Annotated in this window: 23 protein-coding genes; 14 read left to right on the top strand and 9 right to left on the bottom strand. The window is 57.3% G+C overall.

What is annotated here, in order from left to right:
* The first annotated feature begins 179 nt into the window (after window positions 1-179).
* Window positions 180-812 carry an esterase gene (ypfH, locus tag HHJ16_RS05635; protein ID WP_293641478.1) on the top strand — a complete coding sequence of 211 codons (633 nt, stop codon included), beginning with the start codon at window positions 180-182 and terminating at the stop codon, window positions 810-812.
* Window positions 813-859: 47 nt separating this feature from the next.
* Here the strand turns inward: ypfH and HHJ16_RS05630 are convergent, their stop codons facing one another.
* From HHJ16_RS05630 to HHJ16_RS05620, 3 genes are read right to left on the bottom strand one after another with little or no spacing between them, the layout of a single operon-like run.
* Window positions 860-1,522 (bottom strand): SPOR domain-containing protein, encoded by a 663-nt coding sequence (locus tag HHJ16_RS05630; protein ID WP_293641476.1) that lies wholly within the window; start codon window positions 1,520-1,522, stop codon window positions 860-862.
* A complete protein-coding gene (locus tag HHJ16_RS05625) occupies window positions 1,516-2,418 on the bottom strand; it encodes a biotin--[acetyl-CoA-carboxylase] ligase (protein WP_293641474.1) in 903 nt (300 codons plus the stop codon). The genes HHJ16_RS05630 and HHJ16_RS05625 overlap by 7 nt, the downstream gene beginning before the upstream one ends.
* Window positions 2,419-2,424: 6 nt before the next feature.
* Window positions 2,425-3,000 (bottom strand): SET domain-containing protein-lysine N-methyltransferase, encoded by a 576-nt coding sequence (locus tag HHJ16_RS05620; protein ID WP_293641472.1) that lies wholly within the window; start codon window positions 2,998-3,000, stop codon window positions 2,425-2,427.
* Window positions 3,001-3,208: 208 nt separating this feature from the next.
* Here HHJ16_RS05620 and HHJ16_RS05615 point away from each other — a divergent pair, with 208 nt between their 5' ends.
* Window positions 3,209-6,163, top strand: a complete 2,955-nt coding sequence (locus tag HHJ16_RS05615) for a DNA topoisomerase III (protein WP_293641470.1) — start codon at window positions 3,209-3,211, stop codon at window positions 6,161-6,163.
* A gap of 90 nt (window positions 6,164-6,253) precedes the next feature.
* On the opposite strand, the gene HHJ16_RS05610 is transcribed toward HHJ16_RS05615, so the two are convergent.
* The 4 genes from HHJ16_RS05610 to HHJ16_RS05595 all read right to left on the bottom strand — a co-directional run bounded on the left by HHJ16_RS05610 (window position 6,254) and on the right by HHJ16_RS05595 (window position 10,011).
* Window positions 6,254-7,051, bottom strand: a complete 798-nt coding sequence (locus tag HHJ16_RS05610; RefSeq protein WP_293641468.1) for a gamma-glutamyl-gamma-aminobutyrate hydrolase family protein — start codon at window positions 7,049-7,051, stop codon at window positions 6,254-6,256.
* Window positions 7,052-7,156: 105 nt separating this feature from the next.
* On the bottom strand, window positions 7,157-8,605 hold the full coding sequence (locus HHJ16_RS05605) for a sensor histidine kinase (protein WP_293641467.1): 1,449 nt from the start codon (window positions 8,603-8,605) through the stop codon (window positions 7,157-7,159).
* Window positions 8,606-8,675: 70 nt separating this feature from the next.
* Window positions 8,676-9,350, bottom strand: a complete 675-nt coding sequence (locus HHJ16_RS05600) for a response regulator transcription factor (RefSeq protein ID WP_293641466.1) — start codon at window positions 9,348-9,350, stop codon at window positions 8,676-8,678.
* A 148-nt stretch (window positions 9,351-9,498) separates the two neighbouring features.
* The gene (locus HHJ16_RS05595; protein ID WP_293641465.1) at window positions 9,499-10,011 is read right to left on the bottom strand and encodes a helix-turn-helix domain-containing protein; all 513 of its coding nucleotides are present in this window, start codon (window positions 10,009-10,011) and stop codon (window positions 9,499-9,501) included.
* A 174-nt stretch (window positions 10,012-10,185) separates the two neighbouring features.
* Here HHJ16_RS05595 and recA point away from each other — a divergent pair, with 174 nt between their 5' ends.
* A complete protein-coding gene (gene recA / locus HHJ16_RS05590; RefSeq protein ID WP_293641464.1) occupies window positions 10,186-11,304 on the top strand; it encodes a recombinase RecA in 1,119 nt (372 codons plus the stop codon).
* Window positions 11,305-11,376: 72 nt separating this feature from the next.
* Window positions 11,377-11,850 carry a recombination regulator RecX gene (recX, locus tag HHJ16_RS05585; protein ID WP_293641463.1) on the top strand — a complete coding sequence of 158 codons (474 nt, stop codon included), beginning with the start codon at window positions 11,377-11,379 and terminating at the stop codon, window positions 11,848-11,850.
* 82 nt (window positions 11,851-11,932) lie between these two features.
* On the opposite strand, the gene argC is transcribed toward recX, so the two are convergent.
* Complete coding sequence (gene argC / locus HHJ16_RS05580) at window positions 11,933-12,856, bottom strand: N-acetyl-gamma-glutamyl-phosphate reductase (RefSeq protein ID WP_293641462.1); 924 nt, start codon at window positions 12,854-12,856, stop codon at window positions 11,933-11,935.
* A 229-nt stretch (window positions 12,857-13,085) separates the two neighbouring features.
* On the opposite strand from argC, the gene sucC reads away from it, so the two are divergent.
* From sucC to HHJ16_RS05530, 10 genes are all read left to right on the top strand, one after another.
* Entirely contained in the window at window positions 13,086-14,246 is a 1,161-nt protein-coding gene (sucC, locus tag HHJ16_RS05575; protein ID WP_293641460.1) for an ADP-forming succinate--CoA ligase subunit beta, read from the top strand.
* A gap of 34 nt (window positions 14,247-14,280) precedes the next feature.
* A complete protein-coding gene (gene sucD, locus HHJ16_RS05570) occupies window positions 14,281-15,174 on the top strand; it encodes a succinate--CoA ligase subunit alpha (protein WP_293641458.1) in 894 nt (297 codons plus the stop codon).
* Between the two features lie 602 nt (window positions 15,175-15,776).
* Window positions 15,777-16,562 carry a Stp1/IreP family PP2C-type Ser/Thr phosphatase gene (locus HHJ16_RS05565; RefSeq protein WP_293641456.1) on the top strand — a complete coding sequence of 262 codons (786 nt, stop codon included), beginning with the start codon at window positions 15,777-15,779 and terminating at the stop codon, window positions 16,560-16,562.
* Window positions 16,563-16,601: 39 nt separating this feature from the next.
* Window positions 16,602-17,270, top strand: coding sequence for an FHA domain-containing protein (locus tag HHJ16_RS05560; RefSeq protein WP_293641454.1), 669 nt, complete (start codon window positions 16,602-16,604; stop codon window positions 17,268-17,270).
* 173 nt (window positions 17,271-17,443) lie between these two features.
* Window positions 17,444-18,235, top strand: coding sequence for a 3',5'-cyclic-nucleotide phosphodiesterase (locus tag HHJ16_RS05555; protein ID WP_293641452.1), 792 nt, complete (start codon window positions 17,444-17,446; stop codon window positions 18,233-18,235).
* A 261-nt stretch (window positions 18,236-18,496) separates the two neighbouring features.
* Window positions 18,497-19,000 carry a pilin gene (locus tag HHJ16_RS05550; RefSeq protein WP_293641450.1) on the top strand — a complete coding sequence of 168 codons (504 nt, stop codon included), beginning with the start codon at window positions 18,497-18,499 and terminating at the stop codon, window positions 18,998-19,000.
* 27 nt (window positions 19,001-19,027) lie between these two features.
* Window positions 19,028-20,782, top strand: a complete 1,755-nt coding sequence (locus HHJ16_RS05545; RefSeq protein WP_293641449.1) for an O-antigen ligase family protein — start codon at window positions 19,028-19,030, stop codon at window positions 20,780-20,782.
* Window positions 20,783-21,212: 430 nt separating this feature from the next.
* On the top strand, window positions 21,213-22,214 hold the full coding sequence (locus HHJ16_RS05540; protein WP_293641447.1) for a Wzy polymerase domain-containing protein: 1,002 nt from the start codon (window positions 21,213-21,215) through the stop codon (window positions 22,212-22,214).
* Between the two features lie 64 nt (window positions 22,215-22,278).
* A complete protein-coding gene (tfpZ, locus tag HHJ16_RS05535) occupies window positions 22,279-23,049 on the top strand; it encodes a TfpX/TfpZ family type IV pilin accessory protein (RefSeq protein WP_293641446.1) in 771 nt (256 codons plus the stop codon).
* Window positions 23,050-23,382: 333 nt separating this feature from the next.
* Window positions 23,383-24,792 (top strand): Wzy polymerase domain-containing protein, encoded by a 1,410-nt coding sequence (locus tag HHJ16_RS05530; RefSeq protein WP_293641445.1) that lies wholly within the window; start codon window positions 23,383-23,385, stop codon window positions 24,790-24,792.
* 35 nt (window positions 24,793-24,827) lie between these two features.
* On the opposite strand, the gene moaC is transcribed toward HHJ16_RS05530, so the two are convergent.
* Window positions 24,828-25,355 carry a cyclic pyranopterin monophosphate synthase MoaC gene (moaC, locus tag HHJ16_RS05525; RefSeq protein ID WP_293641444.1) on the bottom strand — a complete coding sequence of 176 codons (528 nt, stop codon included), beginning with the start codon at window positions 25,353-25,355 and terminating at the stop codon, window positions 24,828-24,830.
* Between the last annotated feature and the right edge of the window lie 105 nt (window positions 25,356-25,460).

The raw sequence follows: 25,460 nt of genomic DNA, 5'->3' as shown, positions 1-25,460 counted from the left end.
GGCTTGAGGCGGAGGCCGGCTGAGCAGCACGTTCCGGAGTTGCACGATCTTATCAACGATGGCCGCCGCATCGCTGCCGCTCGTCGGCGCGGGGCTTGCAAGCCGCCATGGCGTGCCTATCTAGTCCACCAGACGTAGACTTGCCACACCAAAAAGCACCTTCATTAATCAGTTGTCGCATGAATCCACTTGACCTTGAAACCATTGAGTTGCTGTCCATCGCAGCAACACCCCGACCCTTGTTTATTTTGGTCCACGACGTGGAGGGAACTGCCGCAGACATGCTGCAACTAGGCCATTTGCTGGGGGGTGCATTTGCCGAAGCGGCGGTGCTGATTCCAGAAGGGCTTACCGGCTCGTGCACGGGCATCGACGAAGACGCTGGCGCGCTGGCCGTGCGTGTCGAGGCGCTGGCCTCGTTTGTTCGTGCGCAGCAGCAGCGCTTTGACGTGCTGCAGTCTGATACTGCGCTGGCCGGCTTTGGTGCCGGGGCCAGCCTGGCCCTGGCCTTCAGCGATGCGCACGACGGCTTGGTGGGTCGGGTGCTGGCGTTCGGCGGCAGCCACCCGGTCTGGCCCGACAAAGCCCCGCTACTGACCACGCTTCACCTGTTGCACGGGCAAGACGACAACGTCGCACCGGTCGCCCGGGCGCGTGAAGGCTTTGAACGCCTGATGGCGCTAGGCGCTGACGCCACCTTCGACATGGCCGCGTCGTTGGGTCACGAACTGCATCCGGCGCTCATGGACCAAGCCATCACACGACTGCAGACCTGCGTGCCGCTGCGCTACTGGCGCGCCGCGCAAGCTTGATGCGTAGAAAATAAAGCGAACAGTGCGCTTGCCAGAGCAGAAAGGCCTTAGCGGCAGGTCAGCAGCGCCTTGCCCGCGAGTTGTGGCCTGAGTGTTTCCAGCTTGGCGCGCAATGGCGCATCAGCGGCGTCCACCTTGAGCAGCAGACCATTCACTTCAGGCAGCTCTTGCACGACCTTGGCGGTGCGCACCCCGCGCTTGACGGCCGCCGCCAGTTCCCTTTCGGCATCGGCTTGCGAATTGAAGTGACCCAAGGAAAGGCCGGGGCCCAGCTCCAGGTTAACCAGCGGTTCGAACGACAAGCCGCGCTGGCGCAACTCGGTGCGCTTTTTGGCTGCAACCTCTTCGCTGGCGTATTTGCCCATGTAGATAATCCAGCGGCCCGGTTCGACGCTGCTTTTGAGCGACCAGCTACCGACAGGCAGGCTGCTTTGAAGGCGTAGCCGAAGGGTACTGGCCTGCTGCTCGTTGAAGAGGCCAGCTTGCAAGCAGGTGACAGCAACTTGTAGGGCGGGCGGCTCGACTTTGTCAAGTTGCGGGGCGTCGCTCACGCCCAGTAGATGCATGGTCTCGGGCCTGATCTGCTGCGCCAGGTGTTGCGGTTCCGATTGAATGGGGGGGGCAAAACCGTAGTCGGCTAGAAAACCTCGGGTCCAGGCAAAGTAGCCTGCATTAGCCAGCACCAGGGCAAGCACCAACCCCCTCAGCATGGACGTGGGTCTTTTAGGACGGTTGCCGGGTCGCCCTCTGAAACCGGCCGAACGCTGACTTCGGAGCTGGTGATTTCTTTCATACCAGCCGCAGTATGCACTAACAAGGCACCGTTTTCGCCGACGCCTTGTGCCCGGCCCTGGGTGCCGTCCGACAACTCGATCGTCCGGCCTGACAGCACGTCGCGTGCGGCAAAGCGGTTCTGAAACGGCGCAAAACCGAATTGTTCGAAAGCCTGCACTGCCTGGACCAACGGCGGCAGAATACGCAACAACGTCTGCGCCGCATCAATGCTGGGAAGCAACTCCTGGAGACCGCCTGGCGGAATAGCAGCGACTGATGGTGTGGCCATCGAAGGCGTGGCAAGGGCGGAGACTGCTGCCAGCGGCAACGCCCGGATGTTGATGCCGATACCGATCACGACAAAGCGAATGCCTTCCCAGCTGGCCGTCTCCACCAATATCCCGGCCAACTTGCGGTCACCTGATGGTCCGGAAAGCCAGAGGTCATTGGGCCATTTCAAGCCGATCCTGGCCGGGCCGGTGTTGCCGGGGTCCAGGCTTTCGGCCACGCTGATGCCTACCACCAAGGACAGGCCCGACCAGTCGCTGGGTTGCAAAGGCAGGCCCAGTGAAAAAGTCAGGCTGTCGCCGCGCCGGCTTTGCCAGCTTCGGCCCAATCGTCCGCGACCGGCGGTTTGCTGCTCGGCCACCAACAGCAAGGGCTCGGGCCGGGGCCGCGTGCTGGCGCTTCCCCTAAAGCGCCGCATCAGCTCCGTGTTGGTCGAATCGATCTCGGGCAGTACCTCCACCGTAAAGCCGGGTAAGACTGGTGCCAGGGCTTCCCAAATGGCCTCAGCAGGCCATCGAAGGGGAGAGGGGAGGAAAGCGCTCACAAAGAATCAGGCCTTCGGGCTCTTCTTCTTAGGTTTTTTTTCGGACTTTTTTGTAGCTGTCTTGTTTTTGCCGTTTTTTTCCTTCGGCGCGAGTAGCGTGCCGCGACAGCTTTTAGCGCCGCACCAGCAGGGGTATTCAGCTTTCAGTTTCTGGGTGTACTTGGCGTCGATGATCAAGCCGTAGTCATAAAACAGCTCATCGCCCGCTTTGATGTTGTGCAGTGCCTTGATGAACACGCGCCCCTCGTCTTCGTCTGCTTCACAGTTCGGCTTGCAACTGTGGTTGATCCAGCGCGAGGAGTTGCCACCGTGCTTGGCGTCGATCACGTGGTCTTCATCGATGTGAAAGTAAAACGTGTGATTGGGGTCGGTCGGGTCGTGGGGGTGGCGGCGCAGCGCTTCTTTCCAGCTAATGACCTCACCCACATATTCAATCAGCGTTTCTCCTTCGGCCAGATCCTGCAGGGCGTAAACGCCCTTGCCGTGCACGCCCGAGAGACGGGTTTGAAGGCGGCGACCAGCGCTGCCGGGTAGTCGCAGACTGGGCGAAGAAGGGAGCGCAGAGGCCTGTGGTTTTGACACGGTGTATTTTTTTGGTATGGTTAATTCATGCATGTGTGCGTGTGGGCGTGCGCACCGGCGCGCGTACATGCGCGAGAAGGCCTGATTGTAGTGAGGCATTTGAGTCGCCCTCTGCAGAACGCCTTTTGGCGCGCATGATGCGAAAGTTGTCTAGGCCGAAAGCGGGGAAATGTTTCCCGAAGAGGCGGAAGGTTTTGAAGAAGTACTTATGAAAACTCTGGTGATTGCAGAAAAACCCTCGGTGGCACAAGACATTGTGCGCGCCATCACGCCCACGGCGGGCAAGTTTGAAAAGCACGACGAGTACTTTGAAAGCGACGATTGGCTGGTCACTTCGGCGGTTGGCCATCTGGTGGAAATTCAGGCGCCGGAGGAATTTGATGTCAAACGAGGCAAGTGGAGTTTTGCCAACCTGCCGGTGATTCCGCCTTACTTTGATCTCAAGCCCATCGACAAAACTAAAACCCGTCTCAACGCCATCGTCAAACTGGCCAAACGCAAAGACGTGGGCGCGATTGTCAATGCCTGTGATGCGGGCCGCGAAGGGGAGCTGATCTTTCGGCTGATTCAGCAGTACGCCAAAAGCAACCACCCGGTCAAACGCTTATGGCTGCAGTCCATGACGCCCGCAGCCATTCGTGATGGATTTGCATCGTTGCGCAGTGACGAACAGATGCGGCCGCTGGCCGACGCAGCGCGCTGCCGTTCCGAGGCCGACTGGCTGGTCGGCATTAACGGCACGCGGGCCATGACGGCCTTCAATTCCCGCGACGGCGGTTTCTTTTTAACCACCGTGGGCCGCGTCCAAACGCCCACCTTATCGGTGGTCGTCGAGCGCGAAGAAAAAATTCGCAAATTTGTCAGCCGCAACTACTGGGAAGTCCACGCAACTTTTCTGGCCGAAGCAGGTGAATACAACGCCAAATGGTTTGACCCCAAGTGGAAAAAGGCCGCTGCCAATGCAGACAACGCCGAACCTGACGCAGAGCTGCGGGCAGATCGGGTCTGGTCGGAGCGTGAAGCGCGGGCCATTGCCGAGGCGGCGCGCGGCAAAACCGCCACGGTGACCGAGGAGTCCAAGCCGACGACGCAGGCAGCGGGGCTGTTGTTCGACCTGACCTCCCTGCAGCGCGAGGCCAACGGCAAGTTTGGCTTTTCCGCCAAAACCACGCTTTCGATTGCGCAGAGCCTGTACGAACGCCACAAGGCGCTGACCTATCCGCGTACCGACTCCCGCGCCTTGCCCGAAGACTACGTTCCGGTGGTCAGGCAGACCTTTGAAATGCTCGCCAACAGCGGCATGAAGCATCTGGCGCCCCACGCGGCCACAGCGCTCAAGGGCAACTACATCAAGCCCAGCAAGCGCATCTTCGACAACGCCAAGGTGAGCGACCACTTCGCCATTATTCCCACGCTGCAGGCACCGAGCGGATTGTCCGAGGCTGAGCAGAAGATTTACGACCTGGTGGTACGCCGTTTTATGGCGGTGTTTTTCCCGAGCGCGGAGTACCTGGTGACGACGCGCATTTCATTGGTGGCCGACCAGAGCTTCAAGACCGAGGGCAAAGTGCTCGTAAGGGCGGGCTGGCTGGCTATCTACGGCAAAGAAGCCCAGGACGAAACTGACGACAAAGACGGAAAAGACGGCAAGACATTGGTGCCCGTCAAGCCCGGCGAGCGGGTGCTTGCCGAAACGGTAGACGCCAAGGGGCTGAAGACCCGGCCACCGGCCCGATACAGCGAAGCCACCTTGTTGGGGGCCATGGAAGGCGCCGGGAAAACCATTGACGACGATGAGTTGCGCGAAGCCATGCAGGAAAAAGGCCTGGGCACACCGGCCACCCGCGCGGCCACCATCGAGGGCCTGATCGCTGAAAAATACATGTTGCGCGAAGGCCGCGAGCTGATCCCCACGGCCAAGGCCTTTCAGCTGATGACGCTGCTGCGCGGTCTGGACGTGCAAGAGTTGTCCAAAGCCGAGCTGACGGGCGAGTGGGAGCACAAGCTCGCGCAAATGGAACATGGCAAGCTGAGTCGTGAAACGTTCATGGCCGAAATTGCAGCCATGACGGAGCGCCTCGTCAGCAAGGCCAAGGGCTACGACAAAGACACGATTCCCGGTGACTACGCAACGCTACAAACCCCCTGTCCCAATTGCGGCGGCGTGATGAAAGAAAACTACCGCCGCTACACCTGCACCGGCAAAAGCGGGGAAAACGGCTGCGGCTTTTCCTTTGGTAAAACGCCAGCCGGCCGCACTTTTGAAACGGCCGAAGTCGAGCAATTTTTGCGCGACAAGAAAATCGGCCCGCTGGAGGGCTTTCGTTCCAAAGCGGGCTGGCCCTTCAGCGCCGAAATAGTGATCAAGTTTGATGAGGAAACCAAAAACTACAAGCTTGAATTTGATTTTGGGGATGACAAGAATGCCGAGACTGGCGAACTTGTGGACTTCGGCGAACAGCACTCTCTGGGCGCTTGTCCCAAGTGCGCCGGCGCGGTGTATGAGCTCGGCAAGAACTACGTCTGCGAAAAGTCGGTTTCCACACTGGCGCAGCCCACACCCAGTTGCGACTTCAAGACCGGGCAGGTCATCTTGCAGCAACCGATCGAGCGCGAGCAAATGAGCAAGCTGTTGGCGACCGGAAAGACCGATCTGCTCGACAAGTTCGTCTCCATGCGTACGCGCCGGGCCTTCAAGGCCATGCTCTCCTGGGACAAAGAAGCCGGCAAAGTGAACTTTGAGTTTGCGCCGTCGAAATTTCCTCCGCGCAAACCCGCTGCTGCCCGGACTGGTAGCGTCAAGACGCCATTCGGCAAGACCGTGGCAGCCAAGTCAGTGGCTCCGGCAGCCAAAAAAACAGCGGCTAAAAAGGTTGCCGCCAAAAAAGTTGCCGTCAAAACCGACAAACCCAAGGTCGCCCGCAAGACCACGCCGGGCACCGGACTCAAGCCCAGCGATGCACTGGCTGCGGTGATTGGCGCCGAGCCGGTGGCACGCACCCAAGTGATCAAAAAGCTATGGGACTACATCAAGGCCGAGGGCTTGCAAGATGCTGCCAACAAACGCGCCATCAATGCGGACGCCAAGCTGTTGGCCGTGTTTGGCAAACCGCAGGTGACGATGTTTGAACTGGCGGGCATTGTGGGCAAGCACCTGAGTTGACGCCCTGCACGCAGGGGCCCGACTTTCTGTGCGGTGGTGCGCCAGTTTTTTGAAGCCGGGAGGCTATTTATTAGCCGCCGCTCCCTTGTCTCACTTCGGTAGTTTGATTTTTGCCGCCGCAACGGCCTCAAGGAAATCCTTCAATACGGCGCCATCGTCGATGGTGTCGGAACCCGGCTTGTGGAACTCGGGGTGCCATTGCAGCGCGGCAATATAGCTTTTGGTCGGATCTTTGCGGCGTATGGCTTCGACGATGCCATCGGTGACGCTGTAGGCTTCGGCTACGAACTCCGGCGCGAGGTCTTTGATTCCCTGGTGGTGGATGCTGTTGACGCGGACTCGTTCCACGCCCGGATAAAGGGCTGAAAGGCGTGAACCTTGCACGATGTTCACGCTGTGAAAATTCAGGTCGTAGGTGGTGGCATCGCGGTGCGCAAAAGAGTCGGGGACCTGCGTCACGATGTCTTGGTAAAGCGTCCCGCCGAAAGCGACATTGAGTAACTGAAGACCGCGGCAAATCCCAAAAACCGGCTTGCCGGTGGCTTCAAAAGCGGCGACAAGCGCTTTGTCATAGTCGTCGCGCATGCGGTCACCCGACCATTGCTCGTCCAGCGGCGTTTCACCATAGGTGCCGGGCCAGACATCCGATCCGCCGTGTAGCACCAGGCCGTCGAGCCACGCTGCGTAATGTGCATAAGTCACGTCGCCGCGCTGCGTGCTTCCCGTCGGGCACGGCACCATCACCACCATGGCGCCGGACGACATGAGCCAATGCGCAATCGACTGCTCGACATATTGCAGCGTCTTGCCGGTAAAAAGAGACCGGGTAGGGTCGGCATGTAAAAAGCAGGCCGAGAGACCAATTTTGAGGCGATTGGCGGCCGTCATGACGACGCGACCTGCACCCGTTTAAGCCTTTGGATTGCCCTGCATAGTGAGGAGTTCATAGTGCTCGATCAGAAGTGTTGGTTTCCAATTTATCCCACTCGGTGGTCAGGGTGGGGTAGGCGGGTTCATACCCACAAAGCGCACCATGACGCGCGTGCCGGAGGACTGGGGGTGACCCGGAAGGTCGGCGTCTTCTATCGCGATCGTGGCGCCGTGCTGCTGCGCGATTTCCATAACAATGGCCAGGCCTAACCCTGAGCCATCCACGTTTGTGCCGAGCGTGCGGTAAAAAGGCTGGAACACCAGCTCCCGTTCTGATTCCAAAATGCCCGGTCCCGAGTCTTCTACCAGCAGCACCAGCACGCCGCTGAAGCGGTCGGTCAGCAGCCGCAGCGTCACCTGTCCATGGTCAGGGGTGTAGTTGATGGCGTTGTCCAGTAGGTTGCGCACGAGTTCTTTGAGTAAGGTGGGGTTGCCTTCAAGATAAGTCGGTTGCGCCCCGGCGGCCGGCCCGTCGTAGCCGAGGTCAATCTGCTTCTCGAGCGCGCGCGGCACCGAATCCGCCATCACTTCCGAAACGACGTGGACCAGATCGATGCGCTGCTTGGCCAGACTGCGGCCGGTGGTTTCGGTACGCGCCAGCGCCAGTAGTTGGTTGACGGTGTGGGTCGCACGTATGCTGGCAAGACCAATGTTTTTAAGCGATTTTTTGAGTTCGTCGGCGTCGGTTTCCCGCTGCGCCAGGTCGGCCTGCATGCGCAGGCCTGCCAATGGCGTTTTAAGCTGATGCGCGGCATCGGCCAGAAAGCGTTTTTGCGTGGTCAGCGAGACTTTCAGGCGGCTCAGTAAATCGTTGATCGAAGAGACCAGCGGCGCCACTTCTTCCGGCACTTCCGTGTCGTCCAGTGGGCTCATGTCGTCGGATTTTCGCGCCCGGATGCGTCTTTCAAGCTGGGCCAGCGGCTTGATGCCGCGCACCAGCGCCAGCCATACCAGCAGCACCGCCAGCGGCAGCGTCACAAACTGCGGCACCATCGTGCCCTTGACGATTTCGGTCGCTAGTGTCTTGCGCTTTTTCAGCGTTTCAGCCACCTGCACCAGGATCAGCGCGGCGCCCTTCACATCCATCTTGATCCAGGTGTAGGCGACGCGAATTTCTTCGCCTTGAACCACATCTTCGCGCAGCCTCACCTCCCCGTCGGTCGGTTTTTCCTCGTCCGGGGGCAGGGGCAAATTGCGTTCGCCGCCCAGATGTTCGCCGTTGATGCCCACTACCTGGTAGTAAATAAGGTCAGTGTCATCAGCGCTCAGAATTTCGCGTGCAGGTGCTGTGAGGTTGAACTGGACCTTGTTGTTTTTGACCACCAGCAGCTTGGACAGTGCCTGCACGTTGTATTCAAGCGCCCGGTCAAACGGCTTGCCGGCAATGTTTTGCGCAACCAGCCAGGTCAGCGCCAGACTGATGGGCCACAGCAGCAGCAGCGGCGTGAGCATCCAGTCGAGGATCTCGCCAAAGAGACTGCGCCGCTCGCGCTGAAAGAGTCTTAACGCCATGGTGCTTACGGCTTACTCCGGGAAGTTTGTGCACACCGCCTCACCCCAGGCGACCCGCGTGGCGACCGCATTAATTTGGGATTTTCTCGAGGCAATATCCGAGCCCGCGCACCGTGGCGATTCGGATCGGGCCCTTTTCTATTTTCTTGCGCAGGCGGTGGATGTATACCTCAATCGCGTTGTTGCTGACCTCTTCTCCCCACTCACAAAGGCGCTCGACGAGTTGGTCCTTGCTGACCAGTCGGCCCGCGCGCTGCAGCAGTACTTCAAGCAGCCCTAACTCGCGCGCAGACAACTCCAGCATCTGGCCATCGATGGTGGCAACGCGCCCGGCTTGGTCATAAACCAGCGGTCCGTGCTTGATGGTGCTGCTGGCACCGCCCATGCCGCGGCGCACCAGAGCACGAACACGGGCTTCCAGCTCCTGCAAGGAAAACGGTTTGGCCATGTAGTCGTCAGCGCCGTAATCCAAGCCCTTGACACGCTCTTCAACGCTGTCGGCAGCCGTCAGAATCAATACCGGCAGGGCCGAGCCGCGGGCCCGCAGCCGCTTGAGTACTTCCAGACCATGCATGCGTGGCAGGCCGAGGTCGAGTATCAGCAAATCGAACTCCGTATTGGTCAGCAATGCGGCATCCGCCTCGGTGCCGCTGGCGACGTGGTCAGCGGCGGCGCCCGAAGCGCGTAAGGTGCGCAGCAGGCCGTCGGCCAGAACCTGGTCGTCTTCGGCTATCAGAATACGCATGGTTGTCTCCAGACAGCAGTCCGCCGAACGCACGGCGGATCGTTTATTACTTATGCAATGAATTTTAGGCGTTTGCCAGTCCGTCGGGGTTGAAAGAGATCGCCGCAACCGGTTCTATTTTTTGGCGTGGTGCAGGTGAATGCTCTATTTAGCCAGGCGCCGACCAAGCGCCCGAATAGGCCTCTAGCCCCAGCGCCACCACGGTCGCAACGTCGGCCCCTACCGCCTGCCGGAACTCTTCTTCGGCCTGCGCCACAGCGCCTTTGAACGCGTCGAGCCACAACAAACCAGCGGCGGTAAAGACCACTTGCCGCGCCCGGTGGTCGTGCAGGTCGGCTTCCCGCCTGACCAAGCCCCAGGCTTCGCACTGGTCCACCAGATCCCCCATCGCCTGCTTGCTCATGCCCGCACTGGCGGCCAGGTCCGTCAAGCGCGACCCCCCGACCGCCAAGTGCCGTGTAATGTGGACGTGCGCGGCGCCGACCTGATTGCGCGCCGCCAGATTGGAGAGCGCCAGCGGCACCTCCACATCGCGGGCCATGAGCCAGAGCACGCGCGCATCAAAGCGGCGCAGGGATTGGCCAAGCAGGCGCCCCAGATGGGTGAGACGCCAGCCCTGATTCCCGGCGTCGGAGAGCGGTTTCACTGGGGGTATCTGCATCCGGTCATGTTACTTTACCAACCCCTGTTTAGTCAGTAAAACTGACTAAAAATAAGGTTTACTTATTTATACAGTGCCCATAAAGTACTGGTTATGCATCCAGCTCGCGATTAAAGACGAACGCTGGAGCGGAGGCAAAAGTTTTTTATACCATTGATTCTTAAGGACACTTTCATGGACGCACCGATCAAAACCAATCCCGCCCTGAACACCGAAAAAGCCAAGGCCTTGCAGGCTGCGCTGGCCCAAATTGAAAAGCAGTTTGGCAAAGGCACCATCATGAAGTTGGGTGCCGGCGAAGTGATCGAAGACATTCAAGTGGTTTCGACCGGTTCGCTCGGCTTGGACATTGCTTTGGGCGTTGGTGGCCTGCCCCGTGGCCGGGTGGTTGAGATTTACGGGCCGGAGTCGTCTGGTAAAACCACGCTGACGCTGCAAGTGATTGCCGAAATGCAAAAGCTGGGGGGCACTTGCGCTTTTGTGGACGCCGAGCACGCGCTGGACATTCAATACGCGCAAAAGCTTGGCGTGAATCTGCAAGAGTTGCTAATTTCACAGCCCGACACCGGTGAGCAGGCGCTCGAGATCGTGGATTCTCTGACCCGCTCCGGCGCCGTCGACCTGATCGTGATCGACTCGGTGGCCGCGCTCACGCCCAAAGCTGAACTCGAAGGCGAAATGGGCGACTCGCTGCCCGGCCTGCAGGCCCGTTTGATGAGCCAGGCGCTGCGAAAGCTAACCGCCTCCATCAAGAAGGCCAACTGCATGGTGATCTTTATCAACCAGATCCGCATGAAGATTGGCGTGATGTTCGGCTCCCCTGAAACTACCACCGGCGGCAATGCGCTGAAGTTCTATGCCTCGGTGCGTCTGGACATTCGCCGCATCGGCTCCATTAAAAGGGGCGACGAGATCATCGGCAATGAAACCCGCGTGAAGGTGGTCAAAAACAAGGTGGCGTCGCCTTTCAAGACGGCGGAATTTGATATTCTTTATGGCGAGGGCATCAGCCGTCTGGGCGAAGTGCTCGATTTGGGCGTGGCGGGCCATATCGTTGAAAAAGCCGGTGCCTGGTACGCTTTCAACGGCGAGAAAATCGGCCAGGGCCGTGACAATTCGCGCGAATTCCTCAAAGAAAATCCCGTGCTCGCCATCGAGATCGAAAACAAGGTGCGGGAATCGCTAGGCATTCCGCTGGTCCAGGCCACGATTGACGCGGGCGACACCTCAGACAAGGCTGGCAAAGCCGAGAAAGCCGAGAAAGGTGAGAAACCCGTCAAAGCAGCGGCATGACGCGGTTTTATCTGGCACGGCAGGCGTTAGCCCACGCAACCATCTGCTGCTGAACAGTCCCATCGCAGTCTGATGAACACCGCCCGACCAGCAGCCCGAAGGGGCTTCGGCCTTTCACTCAAGGGGCGCGCGCTGCGTTATTTGGCGGCTCGCGAACATTCGCGTGCCGAGCTAGAGCGCAAGCTGGCACCTCATGAAGAAACGCCGGGCCAACTGGCACAGGTTCTCGATGAGCTGCAAGCTAAGGATTTCATCAGCGAAGCGCGTGTGGTCGAGTCGGTCATCAATCGACGCGCTGCACGTTTCGGCGCAGCGCGCATACGCTACGAATTGCTGAACAAGGGGCTCGACCCTGAGACGGTGTCAGGCGCCATGGACAGGCTCAAAAGCAGCGAAATGGAGCGCGCCCGGGAAGTCTGGCGCAAGAAGTTCAAGAACCTGCCACCGGACGCGGCGGGGCGCGCCAAACAAATGCGATTCCTTGCCGCCCGTGGTTTTGGGGGAGACGTTATTCGACGCGTGGTGTCTCAGCCGGACGACGAATAAAGACTTGAAAACCCCGACAAACTAGTGCGTTCGTCCAACCAAAGGGCTGCACCCTGCCCCGAGAGCAGGCGAACCTACCGCGTCAAAGCCCGAGCATGAGCTTGAGGTTTTGCACCGCTGCGCCCGACGCACCTTTGCCTAAGTTGTCCAGCCGCGCAATCAACACGGCCTGGCGATGGGTTTCGTTGCCAAACACGCGCAGGTCCATCTTGTTGGTGCCGTTCAGCGCCAACGCATCCAGCTTGCCGGATTCGGGCGCATCCTCGACCGTCACCCATTCGCTACCCGCGTAATGGCTGGCAAGCACTTCCTGCAACTGCGCGGCGGTGGGGTGGCCGGGCAGCAAATCAAGGTGCAACGGCAACTGAACCAGCATGCCCTGCTTAAAGTTGCCCACTGACGGAATCAGCACCGGACGGCGCGTCAGGCCCGTGTAACGCATGATTTCAGGCAGATGCTTATGTTCCAGGCTCAAGCCGTAAATCTCAAACAAAGGCGCGCTGCCGCTTTCGTAGGCCTCGATCATGGGACGGCCGCCGCCAGAGTATCCGCTCACAGCCGGCAGGCTTAATGGGAAATCAGCCGGAATCACACCCGCATCCACGAGCGGACGAATCAGCGCGATCGCCCCGGTGGCATAGCAGCCGGGGTTAGCCACGCGCTCGGCGGCAGCTACGGCTTCGCGCTGGCCTTTGACCAGTTCCGGGAAGCCGAAGACCCAGCCCGACGCAGTGCGGTGAGCGGTTGACGCGTCAATGATCTTGGGAATTTTTGGGCTACCTCCCTGCCGGAGGCTGTCGATCATGGCGACCGATTCACGCGCCGCGTCGTCGTGCAAGCACAGGACGACCAGGTCCACCTGCGCCATCAGGTCGCGCTTGGCGGCTGCATTTTTGCGCAGCTCAGGGGCCAGGCTGGCCAACTCAATCTGCGGCATTGCTTGCAGCCGTTGACGGATCTGCAGGCCCGTCGTGCCGGCTTCACCGTCTATAAAAACTTTGGGCATCAAGAACTTTCAGCGACAAATCGGTGCCGGGGGGCACGGATTCAGGGTGGGTCGGGTGTCTAAGGTTTGTAAAATAATTGTGCGTCGCACCATGATACAGTTCTGCCTTGCTGCCTGTAGTGATCGCGATCAGCTTGTCTTTAGGCGGCGGCGCTTTGTTTTAAACCGGCCACACCGCCTTGTCAAAAACCTTGTCGCACCCTTTTTTACTGAATCCTGAAGGTTTTTCATGAAAATTCACGAGTACCAAGGCAAGGAAATCTTGCGTAGTTTTGGCGTGCCTGTGCCCCGTGGCATTCCCGCGTTTACGGTGCAGGAAGCGGTTGAAGCCGCACAAAAACTAGGCGGCCCGGTGTGGGTGATCAAAGCGCAAATTCATGCCGGTGGTCGCGGCAAAGGCGGCGGCGTCAAGCTGGCACGCAGTATTGACGAAGTGAAAAAGCTGGCTGGTGAAATTCTGGGCATGCAGCTGATCACGCACCAGACCGGTCCTGAGGGTCAAAAGGTACGCCGCCTTCTAATTGAAGACGGCGCTGATATCAAAAAGGAATATTACGTCTCGGTCGTCACCGACCGCGCTACCCAGAAAGTGGCGTTCATGGCGTCTTCCGAAGGGGGCATGGACATTGAGGAAGTGGCCCACGCCACGCCTGAAAAGATCATCAAGGTGTTTGTCGATCCGGCCATTGGCCTGACCGATGCCCAAGCCAAGGAGCTGGCCGACGGCATGACGGTGCCGGCGGGCTCCACCGCCCAGGCGATTGATGTGCTGAAAAAGCTCTACAAGTGCTACATGGAGACCGACTGCAGTCTGGCTGAGATCAATCCGTTAATTCTCGAAGGAAACGGCAACATCAAGGCCATTGACGCCAAGTTCAACTTCGACCCCAACGCGCTGTTTCGTCACCCGGAAATCGTGGCCTACCGCGACCTGGACGAGGAAGATCCGGCTGAAGTGGAAGCCAGCAAGTTCGATCTGGCCTACATCAGCCTCGACGGCAACATCGGTTGCCTTGTCAATGGCGCTGGCCTGGCGATGGCGACCATGGACACCATCAAGCTGTTCGGTGGCGAGCCCGCCAACTTTCTCGACGTGGGCGGCGGCGCAACCGCTGAGAAAGTCACTGAAGCTTTCAAGATCATGTTGAAGAACCCCGATGTCAAAGGTATTCTGGTCAATATCTTCGGCGGCATCATGAAGTGCGACACGATTGCCGACGGCATCATCACCGCCTGCAAAGCCGTTAACCTGTCGGTTCCGCTGGTGGTGCGCATGAAGGGCACTAACGAAGACCTGGGCAAGAAAATGTTGGCCGACTCCGGTTTGCCCATCATTGCCGCAGACACCATGGCAGAGGCCGCGACCAAAATCGTCGCTGCCGTCAAGTAAGCCCCGCGCCAACGCCTACCGATCAGGAACAAGCATGTCGATCTACATCAACAAAAACACCAAAGTTATTACGCAAGGCATTACCGGCAAGACCGGTCAATTCCATACCCGCATGTGCCGCGACTATGCGAACGGCAAAGCAGCCTTTGTGGCGGGAGTGAACCCCAAGAAAGCGGGCGAAGACTTCGAAGGCATTCCAATCTATGCCGGCGTGCTGGAAGCCGCTCAAGCGACGGGCGCGACAGTTTCGGTCATTTATGTGCCGCCTGCAGGCGCTGCGGCCGCCATTTGGGAAGCCGTGGAGGCCAACCTGGATCTGGCCATTTGCATCACCGAAGGCATTCCTGTCCGTGACATGCTCGAAGTGCGCAACCGCATGAAAGCCCGGGAGGCCGCTGGCGGCAAAAGAACCCTGCTGCTCGGCCCCAACTGCCCTGGCCTGATCACGCCCGACGAGATCAAAATCGGCATCATGCCGGGTCACATCCATCGCAAAGGACGCATTGGTGTGGTTAGCCGCTCCGGCACGCTGACCTACGAAGCCGTGGCGCAACTCACCGAAATCGGCTTGGGCCAGTCAACTGCCGTGGGCATTGGCGGTGATCCGATCAATGGTCTGAAACACATTGATGTGATGCAAGCCTTTAATGACGATCCCGACACCGATGCCGTCATTATGATTGGCGAAATTGGCGGTCCGGACGAAGCCGAAGCGGCGATCTGGTGCAAAGCCAATATGAAAAAACCGATTGTTGGTTTCATCGCCGGCGTCACCGCGCCTGCCGGTAAGCGCATGGGCCATGCCGGTGCGCTGATTTCTGGCGGTGCCGACACAGCGAACGCCAAGTTGGAAATCATGGAAGCCTGTGGCTTCACCATCACGCGCAATCCCTCCGAAATGGCGAAACTGCTCAAGGCGTTGCTGTAAGCATCACCAAGTTGCTCAAAGGCGTTGCTGCCCAGCGCTTCGCGGCAAGCCGCACCAAAAAAAACCGGTTGTTATCACTGACAGTCGGTTTTTTTCTGCCTGGAAATTGCCTGGGAGGACGGTAATCGCACCGCCCCGCAGCGCACGCCTTACCGGCCCGAGGCGACTGCTATCGTTAAGCGGTGGTCGCGAGGAGATGGGCGGTGCGTGCTTGCTGCAGGCAAGCCAAGACGGCATTTCGTCAAAAAACCGGACAACGCCATCAAAGGCCGGATGCGATCTGGCTACAAAAAGAAGAAGACGATTGACTGCGCCAGAATCTACTTGCAACAAAAAGTAGGAAAGTCGTGAAAAAGACCCTTGTACTGCTGTAATCCGTCTGTTAACGTCCCTTTCTGGGTAATTTGTTATGGCTATGTAACAACAAACCTGCGCGGCAATCGTGAAAAATAGGGCGAGGAAAACGGAGATGGGCAACAAATCAGTACAGACATGTCATGTCAATCTTCCGGACGGATCATCGTCGTTAGCCTGTGGCAATGACCGACTTTGGCGTCCCTTGCCCGGGCCGTTAACCTGCCCTCGTGGTCGGCGCTAACGCGATGCGCTACGACATTTGTACCCAGATAGATGTGGGTTTGGTGCGGGATAACAATGAAGATGCGGTTGCTTTCGATGCCGCAACACGGCTTTGTATTCTGGCCGACGGAATGGGCGGTTACAACGCGGGCGAAATCGCAAGCGGGATGGCGGTGGCTTTCATCAATTCGGAAATGGGACGCTGGCTCTCCGACGCTGGCAGGCAGGTGAATTCCAGAGAAGTGCGCCGGGCCCTCGAAATCTGCGTGGAAAATGCAAATCACTCGATTTTTAATGCGGCCAGTTCTAACCCCCAATACGCGGGTATGGGAACCACGCTCGTAGTGGGCGTATTTCTGGACGGTCGATTGATGCTGGCCCATGTCGGCGATTCGCGCTGCTACCGATTACGCGGTCGGCAGTTCCTGCAAATAACCAAGGATCATTCCTTGATTCAGGAGCAGGTGGACGCGGGCATGATCACGCCCGAGCAGGCAAGCACTTCATTGATCAGGAACCTCGTTACGCGTGCCCTGGGTGTTGAAGACATGGTGCTGGTTGAAGTCAATGAGCACCGCGTGGAGTTGGGCGATGTCTATTTGATGTGCTCGGATGGTTTGTCAGACATGCTCGCGGACGACAGTATTGCAAGTATTCTTTCAAGTAGCGAGACGCTCGAGCACAAAGCCGAGCAACTGATTCTGGCGGCCAATGAAGCGGGTGGACGCGATAATATTTCGGTTTTGTTGGTGCGCGCGAGTGAGGATTTGCGCAAACGGGGCCTTCTTTCCAGGATACTGGGAAAATAGCGCAGTATTTAAACTATTAAAAATTGACAGGAGTCGGCCATGCCGAAAATGATCGTCTCGATTGACGGTGTCGTGATCAAGGAAGTCCAGTTGACGAAAGACCGGACCTCTCTAGGCCGGAGGCCTTACAACGACATCGTGATAGACAACCTCGCTGTCAGCGGTGAGCATGCCGTTTTACAAATGTCCGGTGCCGAGGTTTACCTGGAGGACCTCAACAGCACTAATGGCACCCATGTCAATGGCAAGGCGATCAAGAAGCAGTTACTGCAAAACAACGACCTCGTTGAAATTGGCAAGTACAGGATCGAATATGTAAATGAGTCCGCCCCACTCGGGGGGGCAAAGCCCACGCGGGGCCAGGCGGGGTCCGCGGCGCCTGTGCTACCGCCTTTTGAAGCTGCTTCGGCGGCTTTGCCAGGATCCGCTGCCGGGTCGGCCCCTGCTCTCAATGCCACCATCAAGGTGATGTCGGGCGCGGCAGCAGGTCGCGAGGTGGCCTTGGTCAAAGTGGTCACCACGATCGGCAAACCCGGTGTGGCGGTGGCGGCTATTACCAAAAGGCCCCAAGGTTTTGTAGTCGCCCATGTGGAAGGGGCCGGCAAGTTGACGCTGAACGGCGCGCCGACTGACGCTGAACCGGCGATTTTAAAGAGCGGGGATATCCTCGAACTGGCCGGAACCCGAATGCAGTTTTTTCTACACTAATGGATGCGCCTAACCGGGCTGTACTGGAAACCGGAGGCCACTTGGGGCAGAAGTACCTTTTACCGCCCGCGAGCAAGGCGTGTAGCCCTCCTAAGGTTGTCACCTGTCGATACAGCTTGGAATGGCGCAGCTAATTAGCTGACAAAGTCACGTCAAAGCCAGCCAGAAATCCCATGAAAATACGTGTACTTGGCTGCTCAGGATCGATTGTCAAAGACTGTCGTACCACGTCTTTCTTGCTGGATCAGAATGTGTTGATCGACGCCGGCACCGGCGTTGGAGATCTCACCCTTGAGGAGATGACCGGCATCGACCATGTTTTGCTAACGCATTCCCATCTGGACCACGTCGCGGGGCTTCCCCTGATGGCGGACGCAACGGCCAGCCGGCGAACCACTCCGATACACGTACATGCCCTGCAAGACACGATTGATGCATTGAAGGCGCACATTTTCAACAACATCATCTGGCCTGATTTTTCGACCATGCCTACCCCCGCCGCTCCCTTCATCAGTTTTCACCCACTGGAGCCCGGGCAAACTTTACGGATAGCGGATAAGGAAATAGAAGTGTTGCCCGCAGTGCATACGGTGCCCGCCGTGGGCTACGCGGTGTCCACCTCCAAAGGCTGGTGGGTATTTACCGGCGACACCGAGAAAAACCCCGCATTGTGGGCGCGTCTCAATCAAATAAATGTCGCGATGCTGATCATCGAAACCGCCTTCAGCAACCGGGCGCGTAACCTCGCAAAACGTAGCTTGCACCTTTCGACGCACTCTCTTGCCGCCGAGCTTGATTGCATCGCGTCTGGCAACCGTTACCCGATTTACCTCACCCACGCCAAGCCAGTCGAAACAGAGTTCATCATGGCGGAAGTAAAGGGCCTGGATCAAATGGGCGAGCTGGACCGGCGTGTAACGCACGACATCCGCTGGCTGCAGGGCGGTCAGGTGTTTGATTTATAGATCGCCTGGAAAGCAGGCTTCGCTAACGCGCTTGTAAAAGCGCTACCACGCAGTCACCGCCTCTCGAGAACCCTAAGCGCTAGCCGAATCAGTCACATAACAAACGCAACGTGACATGAATGTCACCAAGTTTCCGCGTGTAAGTCAAAAATGTAAAATAGTTACCGTCTTTGACACTTAAACACGGGATTTGTGGGGTGGAACGAGGTGGCACACAAACTGCTGCAGTTGATTGCAAGTCTATTAACCAAGGAGTTCTTAATGAAACGTTCCATGCAGAAGATGCAAAAGGGTTTTACCCTGATCGAATTGATGATCGTGGTTGCGATTATTGGTATTTTGGCCGCGGTGGCGTTACCGGCTTATCAGGATTACACGAAGCGTGCGAAGATGTCCGAGGTCGTATTGGCGGCATCGGCCTGCCGCACCAGTGTTACAGAATCTTATCAAACTAACAACGCTGCGTCCTTGCCCGTCGCTGGCGCTTGGGGTTGTGAAGTCTCTGGTACGGGTGCAACAAAATATGTGAAACTGGTTTCAACCAACAACATGGGATCGGTTCAAGTAACTGCGCAAGGAACTAACGACGCTACCATTGATAACAAGACGATGATCCTTACTCCAGTTATTGTGACTGGGACTAATTCAGTAACAGGATGGCTTTGCGGCCCCGGTACCATTGCGGCGAAGTTTCTCCCAGGTTCTTGCCGGGATCCCTCGGCTGCAACTGTTGGAACTGCCGGTGGCGCAACATACGCACCTTGATGATTTTATAAATCGGGATGTGAAATTTTGAAAATTATTTCAAATCCGAAAAAAACGCCTCTATCGAGGCGTTTTTTTTATGGGGTAATTATTTCGCTCAGCTTTCTGTTGCTGTTCGGGAGTTGGATGACGTCTGTGCACTTTCTCCCGTGGAATAGTTGGCACAACGAAGTGCTTGCGTTCGCATCAATATTGCTCTTGTCCGGCGTGCTTGTAAAAAATTGCTTTGATCATGGTAGACGCACGATTTATCTGCCAATGATGGGTTGGCCCATCGGGTTGCTGTGTGTGGTTGTTGTCATACAGGTGTTGACGGGACGTATCCTATTCCTAGGTGACGCGGTAGTACTTAGCTTCTATTTATTGCTGTGCTTGCTTGCATTGATCCTTGGTTATGCGGCCATAAGTCTCAATGAATGTGGACTGACTTCAGGCGCGAAACTTGTCGATAAACTCGCAGTGTTGCTTGTGGTGGGTGGAATGTGTTCGGCCATCGTGGCGCTGGTACAAGCGTTAGATATCTGGGAATTGGGTGGTTGGATTACTCCCCTGCAGAGCCTTCGTCGCCCCGGTGGCAACTTGGCTCAGCCGAACCATTTGGCTACTTTGCTTTTGTTTTCCATTGCCAGTACCACGTATCTTTTTGAATCCAGACGATTGAGTGCATTGGTCGCGCTGCCCGTCGCAGCGGTGTTACTGGTGGGGCTGTCGGTGACCGAATCTCGGACTGGCGTATTGGGGTTGTTATTGATAACCGCATGGTGGTTTGCCAAGCGTCGCCGCCTCGGCTTTACCCTGTCCGTGCCGGCGGTCAGTTTGTGGCTGATTTTTTTTGGCGGTTGTTTCTGGTTTTGTCCTACTGGCCTCAATGTCATTCAGGAAGGCGGTTGGGCTGAATCGACTGTCGCGCAAATTAACACCGGTGACAGTGGTCGTTTGGCAATATGGCAGCAGCTTTGGCAAGCTGTCTTGCTTCGACCCTGGTTTGGCTGGGGATTGCGTGAAGTGTCATCCGCGCAAAATGCCGTAATCCACGTCTATGTGGAAGGCTTACCTGTCACCTATGCACATAACATCATCCTGGATCTGGCGGTGGGTATAGGGCTCCCTCTCACGCTACTGCTGGTCGGTGCTACTTTAGCCTGGGTATGGCGAAGAGCCAGTGCTGTCAATGATCCATTGACTTGGTACTGCATTGCTGCTGCATTGCCATTGGCTGTGCATTCAATGTTGGAATTTCCCTTTGCTTATGCCTATTTACTTGCGCCGGTCATGCTGCTGCTAGGCGCTTTGGAAGCCCGTCTAGCCCCTAGCAGGGGCGTAAGGATGCGCTGGTGGCCCGCTGCAACGGCTTGGTTGCTCATCGGTGCCGCCATGGTCTGGAGCGTGATCGAGTACATCCCTATAGAGGAAGATTTCAGAATCCTTCGCTTTGAGGCCCTGCACGTTGGACAAACACCTCGAGACTATGAACGCCCGCACATCGTGATGCTGACGCAACTGGATGCGTTGTTGCACGGGGGGCGCATAGTTCCCAAACCGGGCATGAGTGCCGATGAAGTGGAGGTGGCCAGAAAAGTCGCCTTGCGCTTTCCGTGGCCCGCCACGCAAAATCGTTACGCCCAGTCGCTGGCACTGAATGGCAACCCTGACGAGGCCATCCGCCAGTTGCTCGTCATGCGGGCACTGCATGGCGAAAAATCCTACGCGCAGATCAAGGCCGGATGGATCCTGCTAGCCAATGAAAAATACCCGCAGCTGAATGCGCTGAAATTGCCTTGAGATGGTCCGGCTATTCGGAGTCAAGCCCTTCTTAAAGTCAAGTTCCCGATCACGAACCCGCCGCAAGTTCGAACGAAAATAGGGGCCTAAATCTTTCCCCCCTGTTTCCGTACGCCAAAGCACTCGCACCGCTGGTGTCTGTTCCCTCACCTTTATGCCATCCCTTGCCGTTTTCGTTTTCATAACGTTGCCCTGGCTCAACCCATTTCCCCCCGGCCCTTCGCCGTCCGTAACTCCTTTGCTGGTTACTTTGGGTTGCCTCGCGTTTGTTCTACTGGGACTCGCGCGGTGCGCCTGACGGAGGTGGCGGCCTTGGCATGGACCTTTGAGCGTAGGCGCATCGGACGTTTATGGCTCGTTGTCGGCATCACTTTCATGACAATGGGGTTGGTTTTTGCGCAGTCACGGGCGGGTATGTTGAGCGCGCTAGTTGCTCCAGTTTCCTGATTTGGAAGAGTCGCTCGTCGCAAACGCGAATTACACCCACGTATTTGGTTGGCTTGCTGTGCTGCTGCTTCCCTATCTGAGTGACCTGCTGCTGATGGGCGGCGGTCGAAACATGAATCCCGGCGTTGACAGTGCCCGGATCACCATCTGGAAACAAGTGCTTAGTGGCATCAGCCAGGCACCATGGCTAGGCTATGGATGGAACCAAACCCCCACCGCGCATGCTGCCGGTAGTTTGGCAGTCCCGGGCACCATGACCTACACCAACGCCCACAATATCGTGCTGGATCTGTTGGCATGGAATGGCGTGCCATTGGGCCTGTTGCTAACTGGGGCGTGTGTTTACTGGTTTGTCTCGCGCATGAGGGGTGCAATCGAATCCAGTGCGGTTTATGGGATGGCATGCTTGTTGCCCATTGCTGTCCACAGCATGGTGGAGTATCCGTTTGCCTATTCTTATTTTTTTCTGGCTGCCGGATTAATGGTTGGGATCGTGGAGGCGTCGCATCAGGGGATTAAGACGATTAGGCTGAAACTGCGCTGGGTGGGCGGCGTAGTAGCCATATGGTTTGTTCTTGGCAGTTACATGATCTATGAGTATTTACTGATCGAGGAGGACTTTCGCGTGGTCCGATTTGAGAATTTGCACATAGGTCAGACTCCCACGGAATATGAGGTACCCCACATATGGATGCTTTCGCACATGGGTGCCATGCTCAAAGCGGCGCGCCAACAGGCAGTGCCGGGTATGGGCGCAATCGAGTTGGAAAATCTTCGCAAGGCATCGTTGCGCTTTCCTTATGGCAGCTTGGCTCTGCGATACGCATTGGCATTGGGCCTAAATGGAAACCCGGTAGCGGCGGCGCGCCAGATGGCTGTTATTCGTGGAATGTACGGTGACTACTATTACCACGCTGCGGTCAGTGTGTTGCGGGGGCTACAACACGAGAAATACCCCGTACTCGCCCAAGTACTTACGCCCTGAATGCAGTTAATTTAAACACACGGCACAAAATTTTCTAGCCATAGCGAAACAGAAAAGTACACACATGGATACACGTCTTTGGAAAGATCGTTTGGGGGCCGCTTTCATTCACTTAGGAATCAGCTTGGCGCTGGCCGCTTTGGCCGCTCTTTTGGTATTTTTGGTTTGGTATCCTTATCCCTACCGGGAAATTTCCGGCGGACGCAGTCTGTTTTTGTTGGTGGTATCGGTTGACGTCATCATGGGGCCGCTCATGACATTGGTAGTGTTCAATCGCAGCAAGCCGCGCCGTGAGTTGCGCCGGGATCTGACAATTATTGGGTTACTACAATTGGCAGCCCTAACGTATGGTTTGTGGACGGTGGCGGTTGCCCGCCCGGTTCATTTGGTATTTGAAATTGACCGATTTCGGGTTGTGCATGCGATTGACATTCCGGCTGATCTGCTCAGTCATGCTCCGGTAGACTTGCAGCAACTTCCGCTTATGGGGCCGACGCTTTTGTCGGTGCGTGAGTTCAAGGATGGCAAAGAAAGCTTTGATGCCACCATGGCAGCGTTGCAAGGCGTCTCGCTCAGTGCCCGACCAGATCTGTGGCAAAGCTACTTAAAAGCGAAGCCAAAAGTTATAGCGCACGCGCATCCGCTGGATGAGCTGAAAAACCGGTTTCCGGCTCGCTCGGCCGAAATTGACCGTGCTGTGGCAGATTTGTCGCCCACAAGACCCGCGACCTCTGTGAGGTACTTACCGATGATTGGGCGCAACTCATTTTGGACGGTGTTGATTGACGTGAACACTGCCGAAGTTATTGCTTTTGTTCCCATTGATTCGTTTTAATGCTGACTGGTCGAGGGGCGGTCAGATTTATTAATCTTCAAAATAGGTGTAACTCAAGTAGTCATTAATGACATGGAAAATCAGCGCAGAAGGTGAGCCGAAATACCTTGCGACAAGCTCACGGCCTGCTGCATAGCCTAACTTTGCAATTAACCAATTGATTCTTGCCCTTCACGTCAAGCTAATTTTCCAGTGCCGCAAACGCTAAACAATCGCCATCTGTCGGCCTGGTGCTTAGGCTGGTTACTGGTCTTACCCTGGATTAGTCCCTACACGTCGGGGCCAACGCCTAACGCATGGCCGTGGCTAATCTCCGCATATTGCGCAGTTCTGTTGTGGCTGCTTCGGCGCAGGCTCAACGTCAGGATCATCGCCACCGCCTGGCTGCTGGCCGCGGGCATCAGCGCTGCATTTGCACTCTTGCAATACTTTGGTCTTGCACATGCCTTCAGCCCTTGGGTCAGTCAGACCAGCGCCGGTGAGGCATTTGGCAACTTGCGCCAGCGCAATCAGTTTGCGACGCTGACCAGTATTGGCCTGCTGGCCTTGCTGGGCTTGCTCTCACGGCAAACCGCTGGACAGAGAGTGCCCTGGTGGGCGACTTTCTTCGCGCTGCTGCTGGCGCTGGGCAATGCGGCCAGCAGTTCACGCACGGGGCTGTTGCAATGGGGGCTGATTTTGGTGATGACCGCGTGGTGGGCGCTTTCTGCTCCCCGTGGGCAACGGCGCTTGCTCATGCTTGCTTTGCAGGCGATGTTGGCCTATGGGCTCGCCGTGGTTGCCCTTCCGTGGCTACTCGCGGCTGTAACCGGGCTGACCAGCGGGGGGCTGTTTGGCCGGCTGGTTGAAACGCCAGGCTGCGCCAGTCGACGGGTGCTGTGGTCCAACGTACTGACTCTGATTGCCCAAAAGCCATGGCTGGGCTGGGGCTGGCGTGAATTGGACTATGCCCACTTCATGACGCTCTACCCGGGCGAGCGTTTTTGCGAAATCCTCGACAACGCTCACAATCTGCCGTTGCATCTTGCCGTGGAGCTGGGTGTTCCTGCCGCTGTAGCAATTTGCGCGCTTGCAAGCTGGATCGTCTGGCGGTTAAAGCCTTGGCGCGAAACGGACTCGGTGCGTCAGATGGCCTGGGGGGTGTTGGCCGTCATCCTGCTGCACAGCCTGCTTGAATACCCGCTCTGGTATGGGCCGTTTCAAATCGCTTTTGGGCTCTGTGTGCTGTTGCTGTGCGCGACCCCTGCGTCGGTGCGCGGAAACGAGGAAGCGCCAACCAGCGGGCTTCAAGAAAAATCTCGGCGAAATGAGGCGTTAGTCCGATATTTCAATCTGCTGGTCGCTACTTTATCAATAGCACTTCTGCTTGGCGCGTCCGTCAGCTATTACCGGGTGAGCCAGATTTATCTGCCGCCTGCGGAACGAAGTGCGGCCTATCGCGACGATACCCTCAACAAAATACGCGGCACCTGGCTGTTTAGCGACCAGGTCCGCTTTGCGGAGTTGAGCGTCACGACCCTCAACCCGGACAACGCTGTAGCGATGTATGACCTAGCACAGCAATTACTCCACTATTCGCCAGAACCCCGGGTCGCTGAAAAGCTGATTGAGAGCGCGGTCATGCTCGGTCGAGACGAGGATGCGGTGCTGTATCTGGCGCGCTTCCGCGCCGCCTACCCCGAGGAACATGCGCGCTGGGCCAGAGAGCATGCGAACCATGGGATGCCGTCGAGCAGGCAGTAAAGCCCGACCGCCGGTGTCGGTTTACCTCGGCAATTTCATGCGCCCGACACGTAGCGCCCCGATTTCCCGCCACGCTTTTCGAGCAGTTTGACGTCGGTAATCGTCATGCCGCGGTCCACCGCTTTGCACATGTCGTAAATGGTTAGCAATGCAACGGTGACCGCGGTCAGCGCCTCCATCTCCACGCCGGTGGGGCCGACAGTTTCTACTGTAGCGGTACAGGTCACGGCCCCTTTTTTATCCTTTTCAAGGATTGCAACAGGGGTGCCTATTGAAGGCGCGGCCGCAAAATCAATCGCCACACGGGTTAGCGCCAGAGGATGGCAGAGCGGGATCAGGTCGCTCGTTTTTTTGGCAGCCATGATGCCTGCAACGCGAGCGATGCCCAGTACGTCACCTTTTTTAGCGCTGCCTTCGAGAATGATGGACAGGGTCGCCGGATTCATGACAATACGGCCCTGTGCGATAGCAATACGATGCGTAGCGGCCTTGGCGGCTACGTCGACCATATGCGCTTGGCCCTGGTCATCAAAGTGGGTGAGGGCGGAAGAAGACGTTGTCATGCTGTTACAGAACCTTTACAACCATCCCTCATCATAAGAGCATGCCTGTAAATCCACTCCCAGCGCAGAGGTGATTATTTTTGTTGTCCTCGATGAGTCCTAAAA

It is taken from the genome of Polaromonas sp. (assembly GCF_012927485.1).
GTDB lineage: Bacteria > Pseudomonadota > Gammaproteobacteria > Burkholderiales > Burkholderiaceae_C > Polaromonas.
The sequence above is the reverse complement of the archived record's forward strand: the minus strand, read 5'-3'. Positions and strand labels throughout refer to the sequence as shown.